Origin of the sequence: Pseudomonas abyssi, from assembly GCF_002307495.1 — a bacterium.
Classification (GTDB): Bacteria; Pseudomonadota; Gammaproteobacteria; order Pseudomonadales; family Pseudomonadaceae; genus Halopseudomonas; species Halopseudomonas abyssi.
On sequence record NZ_NTMR01000010.1, the window covers coordinates 78,367 to 104,135 of the forward strand.

16 protein-coding genes are annotated in these 25,769 nt (G+C 61.1%); 4 read left to right on the forward strand and 12 right to left on the reverse strand.

What is annotated here, in order from left to right:
• Positions 1-86 precede the first annotated feature (86 nt).
• Both CNQ84_RS08190 and CNQ84_RS08195 read left to right on the forward strand, forming a co-directional pair.
• A complete protein-coding gene (locus CNQ84_RS08190; protein WP_096004403.1) occupies positions 87-995 on the forward strand; it encodes a TauD/TfdA dioxygenase family protein in 909 nt (302 codons plus the stop codon).
• Positions 992-1,765 carry a 2-keto-4-pentenoate hydratase gene (locus CNQ84_RS08195; RefSeq protein ID WP_065335729.1) on the forward strand — a complete coding sequence of 258 codons (774 nt, stop codon included), beginning with the start codon at positions 992-994 and terminating at the stop codon, positions 1,763-1,765. Before CNQ84_RS08190 ends, CNQ84_RS08195 begins: the two co-directional genes overlap by 4 nt.
• 314 nt (positions 1,766-2,079) lie before the next feature.
• On the opposite strand, the gene CNQ84_RS08200 is transcribed toward CNQ84_RS08195, so the two are convergent.
• The 3 genes from CNQ84_RS08200 to CNQ84_RS08210 all read right to left on the reverse strand — a co-directional run bounded on the left by CNQ84_RS08200 (position 2,080) and on the right by CNQ84_RS08210 (position 7,038).
• On the reverse strand, positions 2,080-3,090 hold the full coding sequence (locus CNQ84_RS08200; protein ID WP_096004404.1) for a class 1 fructose-bisphosphatase: 1,011 nt from the start codon (positions 3,088-3,090) through the stop codon (positions 2,080-2,082).
• A 150-nt stretch (positions 3,091-3,240) separates the two neighbouring features.
• Positions 3,241-5,019: an acyl-CoA dehydrogenase C-terminal domain-containing protein gene (locus tag CNQ84_RS08205; protein WP_096004405.1), complete on the reverse strand. Its 1,779-nt coding sequence runs from the start codon at positions 5,017-5,019 to the stop codon at positions 3,241-3,243.
• A 228-nt stretch (positions 5,020-5,247) separates the two neighbouring features.
• On the reverse strand, positions 5,248-7,038 hold the full coding sequence (locus CNQ84_RS08210; RefSeq protein WP_096004406.1) for an acyl-CoA dehydrogenase C-terminal domain-containing protein: 1,791 nt from the start codon (positions 7,036-7,038) through the stop codon (positions 5,248-5,250).
• 197 nt (positions 7,039-7,235) lie between these two features.
• Between CNQ84_RS08210 and selO the strand changes: the two genes are divergently transcribed.
• Both selO and CNQ84_RS08220 read left to right on the forward strand, forming a co-directional pair.
• Positions 7,236-8,660, forward strand: coding sequence for a protein adenylyltransferase SelO (gene selO / locus CNQ84_RS08215; protein ID WP_096004407.1), 1,425 nt, complete (start codon positions 7,236-7,238; stop codon positions 8,658-8,660).
• Between the two features lie 130 nt (positions 8,661-8,790).
• Positions 8,791-10,578 carry an SLC13 family permease gene (locus CNQ84_RS08220; RefSeq protein ID WP_096004408.1) on the forward strand — a complete coding sequence of 596 codons (1,788 nt, stop codon included), beginning with the start codon at positions 8,791-8,793 and terminating at the stop codon, positions 10,576-10,578.
• Between the two features lie 207 nt (positions 10,579-10,785).
• Here the strand turns inward: CNQ84_RS08220 and CNQ84_RS08225 are convergent, their stop codons facing one another.
• The 9 genes from CNQ84_RS08225 to CNQ84_RS08265 form a co-directional block, all read right to left on the reverse strand.
• Positions 10,786-12,060 (reverse strand): bifunctional O-acetylhomoserine aminocarboxypropyltransferase/cysteine synthase, encoded by a 1,275-nt coding sequence (locus tag CNQ84_RS08225; RefSeq protein ID WP_096004409.1) that lies wholly within the window; start codon positions 12,058-12,060, stop codon positions 10,786-10,788.
• A 77-nt stretch (positions 12,061-12,137) separates the two neighbouring features.
• Positions 12,138-12,908, reverse strand: coding sequence for a ParA family protein (locus tag CNQ84_RS08230; RefSeq protein ID WP_096004410.1), 771 nt, complete (start codon positions 12,906-12,908; stop codon positions 12,138-12,140).
• Between the two features lie 56 nt (positions 12,909-12,964).
• The gene (hemE, locus tag CNQ84_RS08235; RefSeq protein ID WP_096004411.1) at positions 12,965-14,047 is read right to left on the reverse strand and encodes a uroporphyrinogen decarboxylase; all 1,083 of its coding nucleotides are present in this window, start codon (positions 14,045-14,047) and stop codon (positions 12,965-12,967) included.
• A gap of 125 nt (positions 14,048-14,172) precedes the next feature.
• Complete coding sequence (locus CNQ84_RS08240; protein WP_096004412.1) at positions 14,173-15,591, reverse strand: FAD-dependent oxidoreductase; 1,419 nt, start codon at positions 15,589-15,591, stop codon at positions 14,173-14,175.
• Between the two features lie 93 nt (positions 15,592-15,684).
• Entirely contained in the window at positions 15,685-20,136 is a 4,452-nt protein-coding gene (gene gltB / locus CNQ84_RS08245) for a glutamate synthase large subunit (RefSeq protein ID WP_096004413.1), read from the reverse strand.
• 259 nt (positions 20,137-20,395) lie between these two features.
• On the reverse strand, positions 20,396-21,952 hold the full coding sequence (locus CNQ84_RS08250) for an SPOR domain-containing protein (RefSeq protein ID WP_096004414.1): 1,557 nt from the start codon (positions 21,950-21,952) through the stop codon (positions 20,396-20,398).
• Positions 21,949-23,028, reverse strand: a complete 1,080-nt coding sequence (gene aroB / locus CNQ84_RS08255; RefSeq protein ID WP_096004415.1) for a 3-dehydroquinate synthase — start codon at positions 23,026-23,028, stop codon at positions 21,949-21,951. Before aroB ends, CNQ84_RS08250 begins: the two co-directional genes overlap by 4 nt.
• Before the next feature lie 70 nt (positions 23,029-23,098).
• Complete coding sequence (gene aroK / locus CNQ84_RS08260; RefSeq protein ID WP_096004416.1) at positions 23,099-23,608, reverse strand: shikimate kinase AroK; 510 nt, start codon at positions 23,606-23,608, stop codon at positions 23,099-23,101.
• A gap of 5 nt (positions 23,609-23,613) precedes the next feature.
• Positions 23,614-25,752: a type IV pilus secretin PilQ gene (locus tag CNQ84_RS08265; protein WP_096004573.1), complete on the reverse strand. Its 2,139-nt coding sequence runs from the start codon at positions 25,750-25,752 to the stop codon at positions 23,614-23,616.
• Positions 25,753-25,769 lie beyond the last annotated feature (17 nt).

Genomic DNA, 25,769 nt, shown 5'->3' on the forward strand with positions numbered 1-25,769 from the left:
CTATCATGGATAGCTGCCGCACACAGAGGCAATCTTGCCTGGCAGAACACGAACAACAACAAGACAGACGATTGCAGGTAACCGCCATGCCCGAGTTCTTCTTTACCACCGCCAAAAACAACCAGGCCCGCCCCAGCGAGTACTTCCGCAGCGTACCGGTGGCCGGCTCTCTGGGAGCCGATATCCACGACATCGACCTCAACACCTTAAGCGACGCAGGCCAGGCCGATCTGCGCCGGGCGCTGATGGACCATGGCGTGCTCTTTATTCGAGACCAGAACCTGAGCGTCGAGCAGCTCGAAGCCGTCACCCTACGCTTCGGCGCATTCGGCAAGGAACCTTATGTACAGCCGATGGCCGATCATCCGCATGTGGTGCATGTGCTCAAGGAAGCCGGCGAAGGCAGCCCTTTCGTGTTTGGCGGTGCCTGGCACAGCGACTGGTCATTTCAGGAGCGCCCGCCAGCCTTCACCCTGCTGTACGGTCATGACGTACCTGAAAGCGGCGGCGACACCCTGTTCAACAATATGTACCTGGCCTGCGAGTGGCTGTCTCCCACCCTGCGCGATCTGCTGCGCCAGCTCGACGGCATCCACACCCCGGAGTTCGGTTACGGCCCCAAAGCCGCCCACAACGCGGGCATCGAGAACATGCAGATCCGCTTTGGCGACAACGTCGACGACGATGTGCGCACCCATCCGATGATCACTCGCCATCCGGAAACCGGCCGCGAGGTGCTATTCGCCAACCCGGCCTACACCCTCGGCATCGCCGGCATGAAGCCGGAGGAGTCACGTCCGCTGCTGGACTACCTGTTCAGCGTGGCGGCGGCCCCGGCCTTTACCTGCCGCATGCGCTGGACGCCAGGTACACTGGCGATCTGGGACAACCGCTGCGTTTGGCATCAACCGATCTCCGATTATTTTGGCAAGCGCCGCGAGATGTTCCGTACCACTGTTGTCGGCGAACAGCCGAGTCGAGGAGACACTGTATGAGCAACATCGAACAGGCCGCACAGGCGCTGCTGGTCGCACGCGCCAGCCACACGCCACGCGGCCCGGTCGCCAGCGAGTACGCGCTGACCGACCTGGCGTCCGCCTACGCGGTACAACACGCGCTGATTAGCCGGCAGCTTCAGGGCGAGCGCCCGGCCGGTTACAAGTTGGGGCTGACCGATGCCCGCGCCCGTCAGGCCCTCGGCGTAGCAGAGCCGCTGCGCGGCGTCCTGCTGACAGCCAACGAATATCAGACCGGAACGACGCTGATGCACGCAGACTTTATCGCGCCGCGACTGGAGATCGAGGTTGCGATGCGCCTGTCGCGCGATATCGAAGACCCGCTGGCCGATCGCGCCGACCTGATCGCAGCGCTCGAAGGCGTGATGCCCGCGCTGGAGGTTTGCGACTCAGCCTATGAGGGCTGGCCGAAGTCGCTGGCGGATGCGGTCGCTGACAACCTGTCCTTTGGCGCCCACGTACTGGGCCGGTGCGTTGCGGCCGACAGCGTGCAGCTGGATGACCTGCCGGTAGCACTGAAGCTCAACGGCGAACAGGTAGCCAGCGGAAACACCGGCAGCAGCATGGGTAACCCGCTGGATGCGGCGCTCTGGCTGATCAATCAAATGGTCACTGCCGGACAGCAACTGCGCAGCGGGGACGTGATCATGACCGGCGCGCTGGCCGGCATGCAGCCGGTTGCTGCTGGCGATCTGGCTGAGGTGGAGATGGGCGCGCTGGGCAGCCTGAGCTGTCGCTTCAGCGGCTGAGCAGTGGGCAAGCACTGATTCATTGCGCATGCCCCGGGGAAACGCAACGCCGTCTCCCCGCATAAATCGCAGGCAAGAAAAAACCTCGCCGAGGCGAGGTTTTGCAGAATGGTCCTGATCATCCCTAATGCGTGGTGCCTCCAAGGCACTGTCCCTGTTCCCTGTTGTTCTGGTCGCTTCCTGCGATGCTCCTAGCGCGTTTGATACTACGCAGCATCGCAGGGTCTGCCCATAGGCCAACGCCAGCACAACACGTAAGCAAATGCTTACATCAGGTCAAAAGACCACGGACAGGAGTGCGGCTTTTGCCCCACTCAGCCCTGGTGATAACCGGTGACGCGCTCGACCTCTTCCTTCGAGCCCAGGAACACGGCAACACGCTGGTGCAGCGATTCGGGCTGGATATCGAGAATGCGCTGACTGCCGTTGGTGGCGGCGCCGCCAGCCTGCTCGATCAGCATCGACATCGGATTGGCCTCGTACATCAGACGCAGCTTGCCCGGCTTTTCGGGTTCACGAGCGTCACGCGGATACATGAACAGCCCGCCACGGGTCAGGATGCGATGCACATCGGCCACCATGGAGGCGATCCAGCGCATGTTGTAGTTCTTCTCCAGCGGCCCTTCTTCACCAGCCAGCAGCTCGGACACGTAGCGCTTGACCGGCTCTTCCCAGTGGCGCTGGTTGGACATGTTGATGGCGAACTCGGCGGTGCTGGTCGGCACTTTCATGTTCTCGTGGGTCAGCACAAAGCTGCCCATTTCACGGTCCAGGGTAAAGCCCATGACGCCGTCCCCCAGGGTCAGAATCAGCATGGTTTGCGGACCGTAAATGGCGTAACCGGCGGCCACCTGCTCGGTACCCGGCTGCAGGAAGGCTTGCTCATCCAGGCTACCGGTCTGCTCGACATACTTGTCGGGGCAGCGCAGCACCGAGAAGATGGTACCCACCGAGACGTTGACATCGATGTTGCTGGAGCCGTCCAGCGGATCGAATACCAGCAGATAGGCACCCTTGGGGTACTGCCCAGGAATCTGGTAGGCATGATCCATCTCTTCGGAGGCCATGCCGGCCAGGTGGCCGCCCCACTCGTTGGCTTCCAGCAGGATCTCGTTGGAAATTACATCCAGCTTTTTCTGCACTTCACCCTGCACGTTCTCGGTGCCCATGCTGCCAAGGACGCCACCAAGCGCGCCCTTGGAGACGGCATGGTTGATTTCCTTACAGGCGCGCGCCACCACCTCGATAAGAAAGCGCAAATCGGCAGGGGTGTTGTGGCTGCGCGTCTGTTCGATCAGGTAACGGCTGAGAGATACACGGGACATGAGCAAGCTCCGGAGGGAAAAGTAAAATCGCGCACAGTTTACCCGCTCCGGCTGCGCTTCGCCTCCCGAATAGTCCCGGCAATGCCAACAATGCGACCTGACAACGAAAAAGCCCCGCCGAAGCGGGGCTTTTTTACGGCCGTTTCAGACTCAGAACTGCGCTTCGTCGAGCAGGTAGAGCGATTCGCTACCGGCCTTGACCGATGCCGTCAGCGAGTGGATACGCGGCAACAGGCGGGCAAAGTAGAAACGCGCAGTGCCCAGCTTGCTGACGTAAAACTCGTCTTCCGCCTGCTTGGCCAGGGCGGCACGCGCCATCAGCGCCCAGACGTAGGCATAGGCGGTGTAACCAAAGACCTGCAGGTACTCGACCGAGGCTGCGCCTATTTCATTCGGATTGCTCTTGGCTTGCTCGATAACCCAGGCGGTCAGCTCGTCGAGGTTGCCGATGGCCGCTTCCAGCGGACCGGTGAACTCGGCCAGCGAGGCATCGGCGCTGGCGATGAAGGCTTTGACTTCGTCGCTGAAGTGCTTGTAGAACGCACCACCGCTGCCCACGATCTTGCGACCCATCAGATCCAGCGACTGAATGCCGTTGGTGCCTTCGTAAATCTGGGTAATACGGCAGTCGCGAATCAGCTGCTCCTGGCCCCACTCACGGATAAAGCCATGGCCACCGAAGATCTGCTGGCCGTGCACAGTGGTCTCCAGCCCCATGTCGGTCAGGAAGGCCTTGGCAACCGGCGTCAGCAGCGCAACCAGGTCCTGGGCACGGGCGCGGGTTTCCTTGTCTTCGCTGTACTTGGCGGTATCCAGCTGCATGGCGACATAGCTGGAGAAGGCACGACCTCCCTCGTTCAGCGCTTTCATGGTCAGCAGCATGCGGCGTACGTCCGGGTGGACGATGATCGGGTCCGCCGCCTTGTCCTTGTTGACCGGACCGGTCGGTGCGCGGCTCTGGATACGGTCACGGGCGTATTCGATGGCGCTCTGGTAGGAGCGCTCGCCCAGCGACAGCCCCTGGATGCCGACACCCAGACGCTCGTAGTTCATCATGGTGAACATGGCGTTAAGGCCCTTGTTCGGCTCGTCGACAATCCAGCCGGTGGCACCGTCAAAGTTCATGACGCAGGTGGCGGAGGCCTTGATGCCCATCTTGTGCTCGATCGAGCCGCAGGACAGGGAGTTCTTCTCGCCCAGCGAACCGTCCGCGTTGACCATCACCTTGGGCACCAGGAACAGGGAAATACCCTTGGGGCCAGCCGGGGCGTCAGGCAGCTTGGCCAGCACCAGGTGAATGATGTTCTCGGTCAGGTCGTGCTCACCACCGGTGATGAAGATCTTGGTGCCGGTGATCTTGTAGCTGCCGTCAGCCTGCGGCTCGGCCTTGGTGCGGATGATGCCCAGGTCGGTGCCGGCGTGCGGCTCGGTCAGACACATGGAGCCAGCCCAGGTGCCGGCATACATGTTCGGCAGATACTGTTGCTTCAGTTCTTCGCTGGCGTGGTTGAGAATCGACAGGCAGGCGCCGGAGGTCAGCATCGGATACAGGCCGAAGGACAGGCTGGCGGAGTTGACCATTTCTTCAACCTGGGCACCGATCACTTTAGGCATGCCCATGCCACCAAACTCGGGATCACCGCCGACACCGACCCAGCCGCCTTCGGCGTAGGTGCGATAGGCCTCGGGGAAGCCGGCTGGCGTTTTCACCACGCCGTTATCCCAAGAGCAACCCTCTTCGTCACCGCTGCGGTTCAGCGGAGCGACCACACCACCGGTCACCTTGCCGGCTTCTTCCAGAATGGCGACCGCGGTCTCCTCATCAACCACCTCGGCCAGGCCGGGCAGCTGGGCCCAGAGCTTGGATACCTCAAAGACTTCATTGAGCACAAAGCGCATATCGCGAAGGGGGGCGTTGTAGTCGGCCATGGTGATCTCCTCGTTGTTCAGTGGGCCGGTCTAGGCCGGCACAGGCGCACGATTGTATATCGACAACGAAAAAACCTGTAGCGTCTCTTTATGACTTTTTATTATTGATCGGTCACCATAAACAACATTGTTTGTGATCGGTCAGCGCCTTGCGCGCCACCTTGCGGCACCCTGCAGGCATAAAAAAACCCCGGCGAGCCGGGGTTTTCGTTCACATCAGCAGACTGATCAGAACTGCTCGACAGCGATGTCCATCAGGCTGGAAGCACCGGCAGTCAGTGCTTCGGCGTGAGCCTGGGCGCGCGGCAGCAGACGCTGATAGAAGAACGCCTGAGTCGCCAGCTTGCCTTTGTAGAAGTCACCTTCAGTACTGCCGGCATCCAGCTTGGTCTGCGCAACCAGCGCCATCTTCAGCCAGAAGTAGGCATGCACGACGTAGCCGGAGAAGGCCAGGTAATCAACCGCGGCAGCGCCGACTTCTTCCGGGTTCTGCATGGCTTTCATGCCAACAGAGGTGGTCAGCTCGCCCCACTGGGCGTTCAGCTGGGACAGCTTCTTGGCGTGGTCGCCAAACTTGGCGTTGCCATCCAGTTCCTTGCACAGCAGGTGAACCTGCTTGGTAAAGGCCTTCAGCAGTTTGCCCTGGCTACCCAGCACCTTGCGACCCAGCAGGTCGAGCGCCTGAATGCCGTTGGTGCCTTCGTAGATCGGCGCAATGCGACAGTCGCGTACCTGCTGCTCCTGACCCCACTCGCGGATAAAGCCGTGACCACCAAACACCTGCTGCCCCAGCAGGGTCGCTTCCAGACCGGTGTCGGTCATGAAGGCCTTACAGATCGGCGTCAGGAAGGCCAGCTGGGCTTCAGCGTCAGCGCGAGCCTCTTCGTCGGACGCGTAGTGCGCCTGATCCAGCAGGCTGGCGGTGTAGTAAGCCAGCGCACGGTTACCCTCGTTGAAGGCCTTCATGGTCAGCAGCATACGACGCACGTCCGGATGAACGATGATCGGGTCAGCCGCCTTCTCGGGCTCCGCCGGGCCTTTCAGCGAACGCATCTGCAGGCGGTCCTTGGCGTAGGCCAGTGCACTCTGGTAGGACGCTTCACCGTGACACAAGCCCTGCATGCCGGTACCCAGGCGCGCGTGGTTCATCATGGTGAACATGCAGTTCAGGCCCTTGTTGACCTCGCCGATCAGGAAACCGGTGGCATCATCAAAGTTCATGACGCAGGTGGCGGAGGCCTTGATCCCCATCTTGTGCTCGATGGAGCCACAGACCAGGCTGTTGCGCTCGCCCACTTCACCGTTCGCATCCGGCAGGAACTTCGGCACGATGAACAGGGAAATACCCTTGGTACCAGCCGGCGCGTCGGGCAGCTTGGCCAGCACCAGGTGAACGATGTTTTCAGACATGTCGTGCTCACCGCACGAGATGAAGATCTTGGTGCCGGTCACCTTGTAGGTACCGTCGGCCTGCGGTACGGCGCGGGTCTTGACCAGGCCCAGGTCGGTACCACAATGCGGCTCGGTCAGGCACATGGTGCCGGTCCAGGTGCCGGGGGTCAGCTTGTTCAGGTACAGGTCTTTCTGCTCGGTGGTACCGTGCGCAGCAATCGCCGCAGCACAACCGTGGGACAGACCCGGGTACATGCTGAAGGAGTAGTTTGCGGAGGCAACCATCTCGGCGATGATCAGGCCCAAGGATGACGGCAGGCCCTGTCCGCCATACTCCGGCGAGGCAGTCATGGAGCCCCAGCCGTTCTCGCAGTAGGCCTGGTAGGCTTCCTTGAAGCCCTTGGGTGTGGTGACGACGCCATTGTCGATGTGACAGCCTTCTTCGTCACCGGTGCGGTTCAGCGGAGACAGCACCTGATTGGTGAACTTGGCACCCTCTTCCAGGATCGCGCTGACCAGATCCGGGGTGGCGTCTTCCAGACCGTACGCAGCGTAGCTGCCAGTCATGTCCAGCAGCTCGTCCATGACAAAGCGCATATCGCGCAAGGGGGCGTTATATTCAGGCATGTTGACTCTCCAAAGGGCGGCCAGTCACCACCGGCAGCATGATTTCATACAGGTGTTTGAACACTAAGGACCGACGCCTCTGCGGTCAAGAAATTGGACCGTGCATTACCTCTCCTGATACAGCGCTATAACGCAGCGCTGCCAGCGACGCAGCGCTGCTGTAGCATGGTGAGTCAGACCCAAACAAGGAGCCAATTGTGCCCACCCTGGCCGACCTGCAGTTCGACAATCGCTTTGCCCGTCTGGGAGACACCTTCTCCAGCCGCGTGCTGCCCGAGCCACTGAGCAACCCGCGCCTGGTCGTGTGCAGTGAGGACGCTTTGGCCCTGCTCGATCTGGACCGGGACCAGGCCGCAGACCCGCTGCTGGTGGACCTGTTTGCCGGCCACAAGGTGTGGAGCGACGCCGAGCCTCGCGCCATGGTGTACTCCGGGCATCAGTTCGGCGCCTACAACCCGCAGCTGGGCGACGGCCGGGGCCTGCTGCTGGGTGAGGTGGTCAACCGCGCTGGCGAGCACTGGGACCTGCACCTCAAGGGCGCCGGCAGTACGCCTTACTCGCGCATGGGCGACGGTCGCGCCGTATTGCGCTCGTCGATCCGCGAATTCCTTGCCAGCGAAGCGCTGCACGCGCTGGGCATCCCCAGCAGTCGCGCCCTCTGCGTGACCATCGGCGACAACCCGGTGTATCGCGAACACGAAGAACGTGCCGCCATGCTGATGCGCCTGGCGCCCTCGCATATCCGCTTTGGTCACTTCGAGTATTTCTACTACACCCGCCAGCATAATGCGCTGCGCCAGTTGCTGGAGTTCACCCTGGACACCTGCTACCCCGACTGCCACAACGCAGAAAATCCCGCGCTGGCCATGCTCAGTCAGGTGTTGCAGCGTACCGCCGAGATGATCGCCCGCTGGCAGGCGTACGGCTTCTGCCACGGAGTCATGAACACCGACAACATGTCGATACTGGGCATCACCTTCGACTTTGGCCCCTACGCCTTCCTTGATGCCTTTGACGCTCGACACGTCTGCAACCATTCCGACCACGAGGGGCGCTACGCCTTTCACCGCCAGCCCGTGATTGCGCAGTGGAACCTGGCCTGCCTGGCCCAGGCCCTGACGCCCTTTGTCGGCGTGGACGAGCTCAAAGCCGAACTGGCCAACTTCATGCCGCTGTTCGAGCAGCATTATCTGGCGTTGATGCGTCAGCGCCTGGGCTGGGGCTGCGAGCGCGAGGATGACGCCGAGCAGATTGACGCCCTGCTGCAGCTGATGCAGGCCGGTGGCGTCGACTACAACCTGACCCTGCGCCAACTGGCCGAAGACCACCCACTGGTGCGGGACCAGTTTATCGACCGTGACGCCTTCGATGCCTGGCAGCGCACGCACCAGCAGCGCTGTGATGCCTCCGTTGCCAGCCGCCAGGCGGTCAACCCGCTGTACGTATTGCGCAACTATCTGGCGCAGAACGCCATCGCCGCCGCCGAGCAAGGCGACTTCAACGAGGTGCGCAGACTGCACCAGATCCTGCGCCAGCCATTCAGCCCGCAGGCCGGCGCCGAGGCCTACGCCGCTGCGCCGCCGGACTGGGGGCGGCACCTGGAAATCAGTTGCTCGTCGTAAAGGCGCTTTATTCCGTTTAAGAATATAAAAATCAGTTTTTGTGCTTGGACAAATATAGCGCCGACTCTTAATGTGACGCCCAGCGTGGGTCCGACTGCGGGCCCGACACTTCAAGAGAGTTCGGTAACCGATGAGCTGGGATTCACTGCCACTGATTGGCGTGGCACTGCTGCTGTGCTGGGTGTTCTACGCCTTCGCGCGGGAAAAATTCAGTCCCGACGTGGTGGTCGGCATCGCCGTTGCCGTGCTGCTGGTCAGCCAGTTGCTGACACCGTCCGACGTACTGGGCGTGCTGTCCAACAGCGCGCCGATCACCATTGCCTGCATGTTCATCCTGTCAGCCGCGCTGGAGCGCACCGGCTGCGTCGAAACCCTGGGCAACTGGCTGGCACGCATGGGCGGCGGCAGCCAATGGCGCACCCTGTTCAGCCTGATGATCACCGCCTTGCTGCTGTCGACCTTTATCAACAATACCCCGGTCGTCGCCATTCTTACGCCGGTCGCCATCGCCCTGGCCACCAGCATCGGCAGCAAACCCTCGAAGATGCTGATCCCGCTGTCCTACGCCACCATCTTTGGCGGCACCATGACGATGATCGGCACCTCGACCAACATCCTGGTCGATGGCGTGGCCCGACAGATGGGCATGGAGCCGTTCGGCATGTTCGAGATCACCCTGCCCGGCCTGGTGCTGGCCGGCATCGGCATGGCCTTTGTGCTGCTGATCGGTCACCGCCTGCTGCCGGAGCGCGAAAGCCTGTCGCGCCAGCTGCGTCCGGATCAGGCGCGCACCTTCATGACCGAACTGCTGGTGCCGCACGATTCGCCGGTCATCAACCAGACCATCAGCCAGGCCAACCTGAACGGCAATAGCGGCATTCGCGTACTGAAAATCTTCCGCGGCGACGACGAGCTGTCAACGCCGCTGAACGACACCCGGCTGCTGGCCGGGGATCGGCTGGTACTGCACACCAGCATGCGCGACTTTGTCGAGTTGCGGCACAACGGCCTGCTGGCCATCAACCGCGCCGACAGTTTCGAAACCATCTCGACCCGCGACGTGATGCTGGCCGAAGCCATCGTCGGGCGCAATTCGCGCTACAGTCACCGGCCCATGCGCGACCTCAACCTGACCGCGCGCTACGGCATTCACGTACTGGCAATCCATCGCCACAACGAGAACATCCAGGACAACCTGGATGACTTTGAACTGCAGTTCGGCGATGTGATGCTGGTCGAGGGCACAGCCTCGCAGATCAAGAAGTTCGCCGACAACGGCGAGCTGATCAGCCTCAACTCGGTACAGGAGCGCGCCTACCGCCGCGACAAGGCGCCGATTGCCATCGCCGCCGTGCTGGCGGTCATGGTGCTGGCGGCGTTCAAGGTCATGCCGATCGAGGGGCTGGCGATGATCGCTGCAGCGCTGGTCGTCGCCACCGGCTGCCTGGATACCGAAGACGCCTACAAGGCCATCGACTGGCGCATCCTGACGCTGATCTTCGGCATGCTGGCGATCAGTATCGCGATGAACAAGGTCGGCCTGGTGGATACCGTGGTCAGCCACGTGATGACGCTGTCGCCGCTGCTGGGCCCGCTGTTCATGCTGTCGTTCATCTACCTGCTGACCTCCGTCCTCACCGAGGTGGTCAGCAACAACGCGGTCGCGGTGCTGGTCACACCCATCGCCATCGGCGTAGCCCAGCAGCTCGGCGCCGACCCGCGCCCGTTCGTGGTCGCCGTGATGTTCGCCGCCAGTGCCAGCTTCGCCACCCCGATCGGCTACCAGACCAACACCTTCGTCTACAGCGCCGGCGGCTACCGCTTTTCGGATTTCATGCGCATCGGCGTGCCGCTGAACCTGATCATGTGGGCGGCCGGCTCACTGATCATTCCATTGATCTGGCCGCTGTTTCCCTGAAACGCGCGCTGGCGCGCGCGAGCTGGAAGCTGGAAGCTGGAAGCTGGAAGCTGGAAGCGTAGTCAGGATGAGTTCGACGACAAGACCGCCAAGCGCGCCTGCCATAAACTGTCCAAAAGAAAACCCGCGCGATTCAACACCGCGCGGGTTTTGCTTGCAGCTTATGGCTTGCCGCTTGCGGCTCAGCTCCCGCAAAGCGGGAGCTGACTAAAGCGAAGCGTCGAGCGCCTGCGACAGGTCGGCGAGGATGTCGTCGATATGCTCGATACCGATCGACAGGCGCACCATGTCACGTGGCACGCCGGCCTTGGCCAGTTCCTCGTCGTTCAGCTGTCGGTGAGTGGTCGAGGCCGGGTGACAGGCCAGTGACTTGGCGTCGCCGATGTTGACCAGTCGCACCACCAGGTTGAGCGCGTCGATAAAGCGCGCACCGGCTTCCTGGCCGCCTTTGATCCCGAACGACAGTACCGACGCCGGCTTGCCGCCCATATAGCGTTTGGCGAGGGCGTGCTCGGGGTGATCTTCCAGCCCGGCGTACTGTACCCAGGCGACCTGCGGGTGATTCTTCAGGAACGCGGCCACCGCCATCGCGTTGTCGCAGTGGCGCTCCATGCGCAGCGCCAGCGTTTCCAGCCCCTGCAGAATCATGAACGCGTTGAACGGCGACAGCGCCGCGCCCATGTTACGCAGCGGTACGACGCGGCAACGACCAATAAAAGCCGCCGGGCCAAAGGCCTCGGTATAGACCACACCGTGGTAGGACGGATCTGCGGTATTGAGCAGCGGGAAGCGCTCGGCGTTCTCCGCCCAGGGGAAGCAGCCGCCATCCACCACGATGCCGCCCAGAGTGGTGCCGTGGCCACCCATGTACTTGGTCAGCGAGTGCACCACAATATCGGCACCATGCTCAAAGGGTCGGCACAGCGCCGGAGTGGCGACGGTGTTATCGACAATCAAGGGCACGCCATGACGATGCGCAGCATCGGCCAGCGCCTGAATGTCGATTACGTTACCGGCCGGGTTGCCGATGGACTCACAGAACACCGCCTTGGTGCGCGCATCGATCAGGCTTTCCAGCGCGGCAATGTCGTCATGGGCGGCAAAGCGGGTTTCGATACCCTGACGCGGCAAGGTGTGGGCCAGCAGGTTGTAGGTACCGCCATAGAGCTTGGCCACGGAAACGATGTTATCGCCCGCTTCGGCCAGGGTCTGAATCGCGTAGGTGATAGCCGCCATGCCCGAGGCCACCGCCAGCGCACCGACGCCGCCCTCGAGCGCGGCAACCCGTTGCTCCAGCACGTCGTTGGTGGGGTTCATGATGCGCGTGTAGATGTTGCCCGGCACCTTCAGATCAAACAGATCGGCACCGTGCTGGGTGTCATCAAAGGCGTAGGAGGTGGTCTGGTAGATCGGCACGGCAACGGCGTGCGTGTTGGGGTCGGGGGTGTAGCCGGCATGGATGGCAAGCGTTTCAAGCTTCATGGCGCTGTCCTTGTTGTTGATGTCCAGCGCCGAGCATGCAGAAGGAAACCCGGTCGGTCAATCTAACCAGGCGCGACCTATTGACTCTCGATATGGTCGTGCAGGGCCATGAACTGCTGGGTCAGCTTGTGCCGACCATCAAGGAAGATCAGCGGTGTAGCCGCTTCATGCGACTCACGCATGCGCACCGAGCTGTTCAGATGTACCGGCAATACCGGCAACCCCTCGGCAACCAGTTCGTCCAGCATCTTCTGCGGCAAGGCTGCGCGCGGCTGGAACTGGTTGACCACGATGCCCTCGACCATGAGATCCTCGTTGTGCTCTTCACGCACATCTTCCAGCTCGGTCAGCAAACCGTACAGCGCCTGCCGCGAGAAGCTGTCGCAGTCGAAGGGAATCAGCACACGGTCAGCGGCAATCAGCGCCGACATGGTGTAGAAGTTGAAGGCGGGCGCGGTGTCGATATAGATCCGCTCGTAGTTATCCTTCAAGTCCTTGAGCAGCTTGCGCAGCTTCTGGATTTTGTAGCGTGACTCCAGCTTGTGCTGCAGCTCGGCCAGCTCGGGGCTGGCCGGCATCAGCCAGAGGTTCTCGAACGGCGTTTCGGTAACGAAGTTCTCGGCCTTTTTGCTGAACAATCCGCTGGACAGGGTCTGCGAGAAGAAATCAGCGATAGTAGTATCCACATCCTTCATCCGCTCACCGAGCAGGTAATGGCTGGAGTTCGCCTGCGGGTCCAGATCAATCACCAGCGTTTTATAGCCCGCTGCCGCACTGACCGCAGCCAGATTGCAGGCGATGCTCGACTTGCCGACACCGCCCTTCTGGTTGAACACTACCCTACGCATACGCCCTCTCCTTGTTCAGAAATCAACAGCCCTGCCCTTTGCCAGCGCAGACGGCATCAGACCACGATAGCATTCGGATCGTGATAAACCGCTGACAGCTCATGCACCGCCTCGATAAAGGCTCCGGCGTGGGCCGGGTCTACCTCGGGCGTGATGCCGTGGCCCAAGTTGAATACGTGGCCGCTGCCCTTGCCGTAGCTCGCCAGAATACGCGCTACCTCGGCACGAATGGCTTCCGGTTTTGCGTACAGAACCGTCGGGTCCATGTTGCCTTGCAATGCAACCTTTGCACCAACCCGTGAACGGGCAACGCCGATATCCATGGTCCAGTCCAGCCCGAGCGCATCAGCACCGGCATCGGCAATACTTTCCAGCCACAGGCCACCGTTCTTGGTGAACAGGATAACCGGCACTTTGCGGCCATCGTGCTCACGGATCAGACCGGAGACGATCTTGCGCATGTAGGCCAGCGAGAACTTTTGGTAGGCATCGGCAGACAGGTTACCGCCCCAGGTATCAAAAATCTGCACGGCCTGGGCACCGGCCTTGATCTGACCGTTCAGATAGCTGGTGACCGACTGCGCCAGCTTGTCGAGCAGCAGGTGCATGGCTTCGGGCTGGTCATAGAGCATCGCCTTGGTCTTGCGGAAATCCTTGGAAGAGCCGCCTTCGACCATATAGGTCGCCAGCGTCCAGGGACTGCCGGAGAAGCCGATCAGTGGCACCCGGCCGTTCAGCTCGCGGCGAATGGTACGTACCGCGTCCATCACGTAGCCCAGATCCTGGTCGGGATCGGGCACCGGCAGCGCCTCGATGTCCGCCAGGCTATCGATCACCTTGCGAAAACGCGGGCCTTCACCGGTTTCAAAATACAGCCCTTGGCCCATGGCATCGGGAATGGTCAGAATGTCGGAGAACAGAATGGCAGCATCCAGCGGGTAGCGATCCAGTGGCTGCAGGGTGACTTCACAGGCCATCTCCGGATTCATGCAAAGGCCCATGAAATCGCCGGCGCGGGCCCGCGATGCCCGATATTCAGGCAGGTAGCGGCCGGCCTGACGCATCATCCACACCGGGGTGACATCCACCGGCTGACGTGCCAGTGCGCGCAGGAAACGGTCGTTCTTGAGTTCAGTCATGGGGCCATCCAGTCAAAAAAGGTCAGCGGCCATTGTAGCGGCAATTGCACACAAACATCAGGCCACAACGCAACAAGGGCGCCCGCAGGCGCCCTTGTTGGTAACAGACAGGCCGTGACCCGTTGTCACACCTCGAGGTAATCGAGGATACCTTCGGCCGCCTGGCGACCTTCCCAGATGGCAGTGACCACCAGGTCGGAGCCACGCACCATGTCGCCACCGGCAAACACCTTGGGGTTGCTGGTCTGGAACTTGTACTGGGCCTGCTCCGGCGCCACCACGCGACCCTGGCTGTCGGTGTCGATCTGCTTGTCGGCAAACCAGTCTGCCGGGCTGGGACGGAAACCGAAGGCGATGATCACCGCATCGGCGGCCAATACCTGCTCGGAACCGGGGATCGGCTCGGGACTACGACGCCCGCGTGCGTCGGGTTCGCCCAGACGGGTTTCAACGACCTTGACGCCCTCAACCTTGTCTTCACCGACAATGGCGATCGGCTGGCGGTTGAACAGGAACTTCACACCCTCGTCCTTGGCGTTTTTCACTTCCTTGCGCGAGCCCGGCATGTTCGCCTCGTCGCGGCGGTAGGCGCAGGTCACGGCATTGGCGCCCTGACGGATGGAGGTACGGTTACAGTCCATCGCGGTGTCACCGCCGCCCAGCACCACAACGGTCTTGCCCTTCATGTCAATGAAGTCGTCGGCCGACTTCTCGAAGCCCAGGTTGCGATTGACGTTGGCAATCAGGAAGTCCAGCGCGTCGTAAACACCCGGCAGATCCTCACCGGGGAAGCCGCCCTTCATGTAGGTGTAGGTACCCATGCCCATAAAGACCGCGTCGTACTCGGACAGCAGGTCGTCGATCATCACGTCCTTGCCGATCTCGGTGTTCAGGCGGAACTCGATGCCCATGCCTTCAAACACCTCTCGGCGACGGGACATTACTGTCTTTTCCAGTTTGAACTCGGGAATACCGAAGGTCAGCAGGCCACCAATTTCCGGATTGCGGTCGAACACCACAGGCGAAACACCGGCACGCGCCAGTACATCGGCGCAGCCCAGGCCGGCCGGGCCTGCTCCGATAATGGCAACGCGCTTGCCGGTCGGTACTACGCCGGACATGTCTGGACGCCAGCCCATGGCAAAGGCGGTGTCGGTGATGTACTTCTCGACCGAACCGATGGTGACTGCGCCAAAGCCGTCGTTCAGGGTGCATGCGCCTTCACATAGACGGTCCTGCGGGCACACGCGGCCACACACTTCCGGCAGGGTGTTGGTCTGGTGCGACAGTTCGGCCGCTTCCAGGATGTTGCCTTCGGAGACCAGCTTCAGCCAGTTGGGAATGAAGTTGTGCACGGGGCACTTCCATTCGCAATAGGGGTTGCCGCAACCGAGGCAGCGATGCGCCTGTTCGGAGGCCGCATCCGGCTTGAACTGCTCGTTGATCTCAACGAACTGGGTCTTGCGCGCGCGCAGCGGGCGCTTCTTCGGATCTTTACGACCTACATCGATAAACTGGAAGTCGTTATTCAAACGGTCTGCCATATCTAAACCTCTACACTGCAGCGGCGATCACGTCACGCCACTGCCAGACTCATCAGGGCCGGCAGGCCGCCGCAGCGGCCCGCCTTGGGCGGCTTATTGTGGGTTCGCTCGGGTACTGGTCAGCAGCGCGCGCAGGCTCGCGGCCTTGGGCTTGACCAGCCAGAAGCGACGGATGTAGTCGTCCAGGTTGTCCAGCACCTCTGCACCCCAGGCACTACCGGTCTCGGTCACGTACTCGGTCAGCACCTGAGTCAGGTGGCTGCGGTACATTTCCATCGACTCGTTGCTGATACGGTGCAGCTCGACCAGCTCGTGATTGAGCTTGTCGAAGAAGGTGTTATCCATGTCCAGCACATAGGCAAAGCCACCGGTCATACCCGCACCGAAGTTGTGGCCAGTGCTACCCAGTACGCAGACCATCCCGCCAGTCATGTACTCACAGCAGTGATCACCCGCGCCTTCGATGATGGCATGGGCGCCCGAGTTACGGACCGCAAAGCGCTCACCAGCGATACCGGCGGCGAACAGCTTGCCACCAGTGGCACCGTACAGACAGGTGTTGCCGATGATCGAGGTCTGCTCGGAACGGAACGGGCTGCCCTTGGGCGGCACGATGGTCAGCTTGCCGCCAGTCATGCCCTTGCCGACGTAGTCGTTGGCGTCGCCTTCCAGGTACATGTGCAGGCCACCGGCGTTCCAGACACCGAAGCTCTGGCCGGCGGTACCGGTCATGCGGAAGGTGATCGGCGCACTGACCATGCCCTGGTTACCGTGCACCTTGGCAATCTCGCCCGATACGCGGGCACCAATGGAACGGTCACAGTTGGTCAGCGACAGCTGGTACTCACCACCGGTGCGCCCGTCGATGGCGGCACGCGCCATCTCCACCATCTTCTCGGCAGTCAGGCCCTTGTCGAACGGCTCGTTACGCGGCGACTCGCAGAACTGCGGCTTGTCAGCCGGCACCAGATCGCTGCCCAGCAGCGGGCGCAGATCCAGGTTCTGCTGCTTGCCGGTTGCACCCGGCAGGATGTCCAGCAGGTCGGTACGGCCGATCAGATCTTGCAGGGTGCGCACACCCAGCTTGGCCAGCCACTCACGGGTTTCCATCGCGACGTAGGTGAAGAAGTTCATCACCATCTCGACGGTGCCAATGTAGTGGTTGTCACGCAGATGCTCGTTCTGCGTTGCAACACCGGTCGCACAGTTGTTCAGGTGGCAGATACGCAGGTATTTGCAACCCAGGGCAATCATCGGCGCGGTACCAAAGCCGAAGCTCTCGGCACCAAGGATGGCCGCCTTGATCACGTCCAGACCGGTCTTCAGACCACCGTCGGTCTGCACGCGCACCTTGCCGCGCAGATCATTGCCGCGCAGGGTCTGATGGGCTTCAGACAGACCCAGTTCCCAGGGCGAACCGGCATAACGGATGGAGGTCAGCGGCGATGCGCCGGTACCACCGTCGTAGCCGGAAATGGTGATCAGGTCAGCGTAGGCCTTGGCCACGCCGGCAGCGATAGTGCCAACGCCCGGCTCGGATACCAGCTTGACCGAGACCAGCGCCTGCGGGTTGACCTGCTTGAGGTCAAAGATCAGCTGCGACAGATCCTCAATCGAGTAGATGTCGTGGTGCGGTGGCGGCGAAATCAGGGTGACCCCCGGGACCGCGTAGCGCAGACGGGCAATCAGCTCGTTCACCTTACCGCCAGGCAGCTGACCACCTTCACCCGGCTTGGCACCCTGGGCGACCTTGATCTGCAGCACATCAGCGTTGACCAGGTACTCGGGTGTTACGCCAAAGCGACCGGAGGCGATCTGCTTGATCTTGGAGGTACGCACGGTGCCGTAGCGGGCCGGATCTTCGCCGCCCTCACCGGAGTTGGAGCGCGCGCCCAGGCGGTTCATCGCCTCGGCAATGGCCTCATGCGCCTCGGGTGACAACGCACCGAGCGAGATACCCGCCGAGTCGAAGCGCTTGAAGATCGACTCCAGCGGCTCAACGTCATCCAGCGAGATGGCCTGCTGGTCGTCGCGCACCTTCAGAAGGTCGCGCAGCGCGGCCACCGGGCGGCTGTTCACCAGCGCGGCGTATTCCTGATACTTGTCGTAGCTGTCGCCCTGCACGGCGTCCTGCAGCGCGCGAACCACATCCGGGTTGTAGGCGTGATACTCGCCGCCAAACACGAACTTGAGCAGACCGCCTTGCTGGATCGACTTGCGCGGGTTCCAGGCTTCCTTGGCCAGCAGCGCCTGTTCGGCCTGCAGGTCCTCAAAGCGGGCACCCTGGATACGGCTGACCACGCCGGTAAAGCAGAGATCGACCACTTCATCTGCCAGACCGACCGCCTCAAACAGCTGCGCACCACGGTAGGACGCAATGGTGGAGATACCCATCTTCGACAGGATCTTCAGCAGGCCCTTGGAAATGCCCTTGCGGTAGTACTTGAAGGTCTCGAACAGGTCGCCGATCACCTCACCGGTACGGATCAGGTCACCCAGCACCTCGTAGGCCAGATACGGGTAAACCGCGGTCGCACCAAAGCCGATCAACACCGCGTAGTGATGCGGGTCGCGGGTGGTAGCGGTTTCGACCAGGATGTTGCACTCCGAACGCAGACCAACCGCGGTCAGGTGGTGGTGCACCGCACCAACCGCCAGCGCCGCATGAACCGGCAGCTTGCCCTGCTCGATGGCACGGTCGCTGAGTACGATGATGGTCTTGCCTTCGCGTACGGCTGCTTCAGCTTGCGCGGTGATGTCCTTCACGGCGTCGCCCAGCCGGGTGCCTTCAGCGACGTTCAGGTCAATCACGTGGCGCGCAAAACCGGGACGCTCGTCCAGATTCATGATGGTGCGCCACTTGGCCGGCGAAATGACTGGCGAGCTGAGGATCGCGCGATTGGCGTGGTCCGCCGTCTCTTCGAAGACGTTACGTTCGGCACCCAGGCAGGTTTCCAGCGACATGACAATGGCTTCACGCAGCGGGTCGATGGCCGGGTTGGTCACCTGAGCGAACTGCTGACGGAAGTAGTCATACACCGAACGGACACGACCGGAGAGCACTGCCATGGGCGTGTCATCGCCCATCGAACCAACGGCTTCCTGACCGTTCTCGGCCAGCGGACGCAGTACCTGGTCACGCTCTTCGAAGGTGACCTGGAACATCTTCATGTACTGCTTGAGCGCCTCGGCCGACAGGAAGTCAGAGCCGTGATCGCGATCGTCCAGGGTCGCCTGAATGCGCAGGGCGTTCTCTTTCAGCCACTTGCGGTAAGGGTGACGGGACTTCAGACGGTTGGCCACATCATCGGTGTGCAGCACTTCGCCGGTCTGGGTGTCGACCGCCAGGATCTGACCCGGACCAACACGGCCCTTGCTGACGACGTCCTCGGGCTGGTAATCCCAGACGCCGATCTCGGAGGCCAGGGTGATATAGCCGTTCTTGGTGATGACGTAACGCGCCGGACGCAGGCCGTTACGGTCGAGCAGACAGACCGCGTAGCGACCTTCGGTCAGTACGATACCGGCCGGGCCGTCCCAGGCCTCCATGTGCATGGAGTTGTATTCATAGAAGGCGCGCAGGTCCGCGTCCATGGTCTCGACATTCTGCCAGGCCGGCGGCACAACCATGCGAATCGCACGGAACAGGTCCATGCCACCACACAGCAGCAGTTCCAGCATGTTGTCCATGCTGGAGGAGTCGGAGCCGGTGGTGTTGACCAGCGGTGCCAGGCTGTCCAGATCGGGCATCAGGTCGTTGGTGAACTTGTTGCGACGCGCGTGGGCCCAGTTGCGGTTGGCGGTAATGGTGTTGATCTCACCATTGTGGGCAACCAGGCGGAACGGCTGGGCGAGCGGCCACTTGGGAAGGGTATTGGTGGAGAAACGCTGGTGGAACACGCTGATCGCGGTTTCCATGCGCTCGTCCCCCAGATCCGGATAGAACTTGTCCAGATCCGCCGGCATCATCAGGCCTTTGTAGGAGATGACCTTGTGCGACAGGCTGCAGACATAAAAGCTGCTGTCTGCCTGCATGGCGATTTCAGCCTTGCGGCGCACATAAAAGAGCTTCACGCCAAACTGCTGCTCGTCCAGACCTTCGCCAGAGACAAACACCTGCTCGATACGCGGCAGGCTGCTGCGGGCCAGCGGGCCGAGTTTGCTCGGATCCACCGGCACCGGACGCCAGCCAAGGCCGGTCAGCCCCTGATCAGCCAGCGCATCGGCAAAGGCCTGCTTGGCCGCGGCGGCAGCCGGCTCATCGGTGCCCATGAATACCATACCGACGGCGTACTGCTCTGGCAGCTCGACAGACAGCGTTTCGCGAGCGACGTCGCGCAGGAAGCGATCCGGCTTTTGAATGAGCAGGCCGCAACCGTCGCCAGTCTTGCCGTCGGCATTAATACCACCACGGTGCGTCATGCAGGTGAGGGCTTCGATGGCCGTCTGCAGCAGGTGATGACTGGGCTGGCCTTCCATGTGGGCAATCAAACCAAAGCCACAGTTATCCTTGAACTGATCAGGCTGGTATAGACCTGCTTTCATAGGCACTCTCTCAAAAAGCTAATAAATTCAAGCACTTAAAAAACCAGATCACGGATAAATCTGGCTCTGCGCCGGGCAAAAGGGGAGTAATTGTACACAGCGCCAAGCACGCTCACAATTTTTTTTGGCGCAACAATGCCGCTTGAGCGTATTCAAATGTCGTAAATCGGAAACTTTACAGTCCGACTATAGCGCCACCGACAGGCATCGGCCGCGCCTTTTTGGGTCAGCAAGCCCGCCTCCCGGCGGGCCCGGCAACTCAGCGCAGAGCGCTCTGGATATCAGCCATCCCGCGAGGCCAGGGCTTGCTATCACGCAGTGCGGCCGGCAGCTTGGCAACACCGGCCTGCGCCGCCTGACGTGAAACATAGGCCCCCTGGGTTACAACAAACCAAGGTTCACCTTGATGCGTTGTCTCAAAGTAGCCCAGATCAGAGACGCCGGCATGGCGTGCGATGAAGGCTCTGGCAGCAGCCTCCGAGCGCGAACCGAGCAGCTGTACAACGTACTCCGAGCCCGGCCGTTTCCGATACCAGCTGGCATCGTGATACCCCGAAGCCTGCCGCGGCGCAGCCGGTTGAGCGACCTCGCGTCGCTCGGTCTCAACCGTTTCCACTGCGGGCTCGGGAGCCGGAGCCGGAGCCGGAGCCGGAGCCGGAGCCGGAGCCGGAGCCGGAGCCGTCAAGGCTGGCGCGGAGTCGGGCTCTGTGTCCAGCGCCGGCGTTTCAATCTGCGCCGGTGCTGACTCAGGCACCGAGGAGGCCTGCGCATCAACCAGCGTCGGCACAGTATCCACTGTCGGTTCGTCTACCGCGTCCACACTCCGGGTATCGCTCGCGGCACTGACTGACTCCCCAGGCAGCGGAGCCGATACCGGCGCCTGACTCTGCGCCTCGACCACAGGCGCAGGCAGCTGCAGGACCGTTCGCTCCGGCTCCTGCGGCTGATCGCCCATATACCAGGCGACGCCAATTCCCGCAGCGATCAGCACCAGCGCGGCCAGCGCCTTGACCGAAAAGGGGCTACCGCCGGCCCGACGCACGGCGACGGGCGCCTCCTGCATGGCAGCGAGCAATGTCTGACGCGCAGCGTGGTTGATCGCACCAGGCCAGCCGCCGCTGCGTTGATGCACCCACTCGACTTGCGCGTCATCCAGCAGCTCAATTCCCTGCCCAGCCCCCTCAAGGCGCTGAGCCATATATTCTCGAGTTTCGGCAACATCCAGTGGCTGCAGTCCGATCATGTGCACCGCAGGCGCGTCATCCGACTTGCGAATGACCGAGAGCGCAGCTTCTGCCTCAGTGTCGGCGAACAGAAACACGCGTGGTGCCGCCGGCCCGGCCTCAGCAATCTCGCTCAGCATGCTGACGGCAGACGACTCCAAGCACTCCGCGTCGTCGATCACCAGATACAACTGAATACCGACCGTTTCACTCTGCTGCGCCTTGCACAGCAAGCTGGCGACGTCGCGCTGCTCGGCACTGACCGCCTGACATAGCCCCGCAAGCAGAGCGCTTTCGGCAGGCATCTCGCGCGCGGACAACACGACACACTGAATGCTGTCCTTGTTGCTGCTGGCTACCAATGCCTGGCGCAGCAGGGTCTTGCCGCTACCCTGAGGACCCGTAACCGCCAAGACCTGGTCACCGTAGCGAGCCAGGTGGTGCAGCTCGGCCAGCACGCTTTTGCGCTTCGGGGTAAAAAAGCGGAAACCAGGCGTGCGCGGAGCAAAGGGATCATGCGTGAACTGGTAATGATCCAGCAGATCATCGGCGCCACTCACTGCCGTGAAGACCTCATCAAAGCCCTTGCTCATTGTTCAAACCCCACGAGACACTGACGCAACGCATCAGCCGTAAATTCAGCCGTGACAACGGCCTCACCCATGCCACGCAACAGCACAAGGCGCAGCTGACCATCCAGCACCTTCTTGTCAACCGACATGAGACGTTCGAAATCAGCGGCAACCATACCGCTCGGCGGCACCGTCGGCAGCCCTGCCGCACTGATCAGCGCAACGCCACGATTTCGCTCTGCATCCGTAATCCAGCCAAGCCGGCAAGACAGGTCCAGAGCCATCGCCATACCAGCGCCAACCGCTTCGCCATGCAGCCAGCTGCCATAACCTTGATGCGCTTCTATCGCGTGGCCAAAGGTGTGCCCAAGGTTGAGGATCGCACGCACGCCCCCCTCCCGCTCATCCGCCGCCACTACTTCAGCCTTGATGGAACAGGAGCGCTCTATCGCGTAGGTGACGAGACTGGCGTCCAGCGCGCGCAGAGCCGCCATGTTCCGCTCAAGCCAGGCAAGAAAGTCTGCGTCCCGGATCAACCCGTACTTGATGATTTCAGCCAGCCCGGCGCTGACCTCGCGCTCGGGCAATGTGCGCAGGCTATCGGTGTCGATCAGCACCGCCTTGGGCTGATAAAACGCACCCAGCATGTTCTTGCCTGCCGGATGATTGATACCGGTCTTGCCGCCAACAGAAGAGTCGACCTGAGAAAGCAGCGTCGTCGGCACCTGAATGAAATCGACACCGCGCTGGTAGCACGCGGCAGCAAAGCCGGTCATATCCCCGATGACACCACCACCCAGTGCGATCAGCGTGGTACGGCGGTCATGGCGCTCAGCAAGCAATACATCAAACACCTGCTGCAGCGTCGACCAGTTCTTGTAGGCCTCGCCGGTTGGCAACACCACACTGGTCACGCGATAGCCCGACAGCTTTTGCAGCAGCGACTCAAGATACAGGGGAGCAACGGTATCGTCAGTAACAACACAGACTTGGCGTCCGGCGATGTGACGCTGCAGCAAGGCCTCGTCAGACAGAATGCCGGCACCGATATAGATAGGATAACTGCGATCAGCCAGATCGACTTTAAGACACTGCATCAGGACACTCCCCGTTTTACGCGGGCACAGCATACAACAGTCACCTGAGACCCGGATATACGGCCCGGACTCAGTCTTCCTGAAGCTTGCCGAGAATGGTATTCACCACGACCTTGGGGCCGCGCTGATCGGTCTCGATAATAAGGTCGGCGATTTCACGATATAGCGGGTCACGTTGTGCCATCAGATCACGAAGCACCGCTTCAGGGTCAGCGGTTTGCAGGAGAGGCCGCTGGCGATCCTTTGCGGTACGCTGCAGCTGCTGCTCCACACTGGTACACAGATAAACAACCAGACCGTTTGCCGCCAGAGCGGCCCGATTCGCCGGGCGCATCACGACACCACCGCCGGTCGCAAGCACGATACCGCGCTCCTGAACCAGTTCAGCGATCATCGCCTCCTCTCGCTGCCGAAAGCCCTCTTCCCCCTCGACATCAAAAATCCAGGGGATATCAGCCCCCGTACGGACCTCAATCTCGCGATCAGAATCCTTGAAAGGAAATTTCAGCTCTTTGGCAAGCAAACGCCCGATGGTGCTCTTTCCAGCTCCCATCGGGCCAATTAGAAAAACGTTACGCAACAGACTTACCTGGCAAGCGTAATAGCTCCGTTATTGATGATGCGCGGTGTCAGGAAGATCAGCAGCTCGTTCTTGGTTTCCGAATTAATATCGCGACGGAAAGCCTTGCCAAGAATCGGCAGGTCACCAAGGAACGGTACTTTCTCTTGAGCACTCTGCGACTCACTTGAGAATACCCCACCAATTACGATTGTCTCACCATCTGCCACCAGGATGTTCGCGTTGACCTCATTCTTGCGAATCGTCGGCACACCATTTACCTCGTTGGTGAAATCCGGCTCATCCTTGGTAACGATAACTTCCATGATCACCTGGTTATCCGGGGTGATCTGGGGGGTCACTTCCAAAGACAGCACAGCCTCTGCGAATGCGGTGGTGGTTGCCCCACTGGAGCTGGCTTCCTGATAGGGAATCTCGGAGCCCTTCAGAATCTTCGCGGTTTCCTTGTCAGAGGTAACGACCTTTGGCTGGGAAATAATCTCACCGTTTCCAGTGCTTTCCATGGCTGACAGCTGCAGATCCAGAATGGTGTTGTCGGTGATAAAGCCGATACCAATACCCGAGGTTGCGCCTTCCACACCCATGTCTATAAAGGGGGAGTTCACCGGACGCTCTGCAATACCATAGAACCCGCCAGTGCTAGTTCCGTCAGGCAAGAAATCTGGAGCCTCGCCGATACTCGTCTCCCCATCTTTCCCGAAGGCAGAAAAGTTGCCACCCAGGTTCAGGTTCCCGCCCCAACGCACCCCCAAAGCCTTATCAAAACCCACGTTGGCTTCAACAATGCGCGCTTCAATCATCACCTGACGCACCGGAATGTCCAGCTGGGTAACGATTCGACGCAGCTCATCGAGCTTATCCTGGGTTTCCAGAGCGATGATGCTGTTGGTGCGCTCATCGACAGTAAGCGAACCACGCTGACTATCGGCATCAGCAGAGGTTACCGATGCGAACAGCTGAGCAATATCGCTTGCCTTGGCGTAGTTAACCTGAATCAGCTCCCGACGCAGCGGAGCCAGTTCGGCAATCTGCTTCTGTGATTCCAGCTCCTGACGCTCGCGGGCAGCAATTTCCTCTGCCGGAGCGACCAGCAACACGTTGCCAATCTGACGCTTGTCCAGGCCCTTGGTCTTCAGTACCAGATCCAGCGCCTGATCCCACGGCACGTTTTGCAAACGCAGAGTAATGCTGCCTTGAACGGTATCGCTGGCAACCAGGTTGAGATCCGTGAAGTCGGCGATCAACTGCAGCACCGAGCGCACTTCGATATCCTGGAAGTTGAGCGAAAGCTTCTCGCCGGAGTAGGTAAAGGCATCGGCACGACGCTGTTCCACTTCAGCCCGCGTCAGCGGCTTGAAGCTGACGGTCAGGCGGCTGTCAGCCTGATAAACCAGGTGCTCGTAGCTGCCAGTAGGCTCAATGACGATGGTCGCATTGTTGCCACTACCGGTTGCGTTGACGAAGTTGACCGGTGTTGCGAAATCCTTGACGTCGAGCTGAACTCGCAGCTCATCAGGCAGGCGCGTATTGGGGAAGTTAAGGCGAACACGCCCTCCTCGCTCCTCAACATCTACCTTGATGCCGGGGTCGCTCAAATCGATGATGACATTACCTGCTCCGTCTGACCCACGCTGAAAATCGAGACTGCTGATCGCCCGCCCGCCAGCTGCTACAGCGCCAGATACAGCGGGTTCATCACCAGCCCGCCAGTTATTGTCACTGGCAACCGCTGCTGGCGCCGGAGCGGCAGCGGCCTGAGCACTAGCCTCTGCCCCAACAGTGACGTATAGGTCATTACCCTGAACACGAGTGCTGTAAGGTGCCAGCGTCGTCAGATTAATGATCAGCCGCGTCCGATCACCAGCCTCGACAACGGTAACGCTGCGTGCGTTACCAAGCCCAAGCTCACGAGACCTTTCGCCCAGTTTGTTCTGCACACCTGGTAGATCCAAGGCGATACGGGCAGGCTGATCTATGGTGTAGCCTTTGGGAGCGGCACTGACCGGCTCGTCAAAGCTCAACTTCAGCTCAACGCGGTCACCAGGCAGCGAAGCCACATCCATGTTTTGCAGGTCGGCAGCAAGGGCTAGCGGGCTCATCAGCGCCATCAGCGCCGCAAGCGGAAGTTTTCTGGTAAGAAGCATTTTTTTGCGTTCCACGC

What these genes read in the sequence shown, in the direction of transcription:
- CNQ84_RS08200 (WP_096004404.1), bottom strand. Translation starts at nt 3,090, where the DNA reads ATGTCCCGTGTATCTCTCAGCCGTTACCTGATCGAACAGACGCGCAGC.
- CNQ84_RS08190 (WP_096004403.1), top strand. Translation starts at nt 87, where the DNA reads ATGCCCGAGTTCTTCTTTACCACCGCCAAAAACAACCAGGCCCGCCCC.
- gltB (WP_096004413.1), bottom strand. Translation starts at nt 20,136, where the DNA reads ATGAAAGCAGGTCTATACCAGCCTGATCAGTTCAAGGATAACTGTGGC.
- CNQ84_RS08220 (WP_096004408.1), top strand. Translation starts at nt 8,791, where the DNA reads ATGAGCTGGGATTCACTGCCACTGATTGGCGTGGCACTGCTGCTGTGC.
- CNQ84_RS08230 (WP_096004410.1), bottom strand. Translation starts at nt 12,908, where the DNA reads ATGCGTAGGGTAGTGTTCAACCAGAAGGGCGGTGTCGGCAAGTCGAGC.
- hemE (WP_096004411.1), bottom strand. Translation starts at nt 14,047, where the DNA reads ATGACTGAACTCAAGAACGACCGTTTCCTGCGCGCACTGGCACGTCAG.
- CNQ84_RS08225 (WP_096004409.1), bottom strand. Translation starts at nt 12,060, where the DNA reads ATGAAGCTTGAAACGCTTGCCATCCATGCCGGCTACACCCCCGACCCC.
- CNQ84_RS08265 (WP_096004573.1), bottom strand. Translation starts at nt 25,752, where the DNA reads ATGCTTCTTACCAGAAAACTTCCGCTTGCGGCGCTGATGGCGCTGATG.
- CNQ84_RS08210 (WP_096004406.1), bottom strand. Translation starts at nt 7,038, where the DNA reads ATGCCTGAATATAACGCCCCCTTGCGCGATATGCGCTTTGTCATGGAC.
- CNQ84_RS08240 (WP_096004412.1), bottom strand. Translation starts at nt 15,591, where the DNA reads ATGGCAGACCGTTTGAATAACGACTTCCAGTTTATCGATGTAGGTCGT.
- CNQ84_RS08195 (WP_065335729.1), top strand. Translation starts at nt 992, where the DNA reads ATGAGCAACATCGAACAGGCCGCACAGGCGCTGCTGGTCGCACGCGCC.
- aroB (WP_096004415.1), bottom strand. Translation starts at nt 23,028, where the DNA reads ATGCAGTGTCTTAAAGTCGATCTGGCTGATCGCAGTTATCCTATCTAT.
- CNQ84_RS08205 (WP_096004405.1), bottom strand. Translation starts at nt 5,019, where the DNA reads ATGGCCGACTACAACGCCCCCCTTCGCGATATGCGCTTTGTGCTCAAT.
- CNQ84_RS08250 (WP_096004414.1), bottom strand. Translation starts at nt 21,952, where the DNA reads ATGAGCAAGGGCTTTGATGAGGTCTTCACGGCAGTGAGTGGCGCCGAT.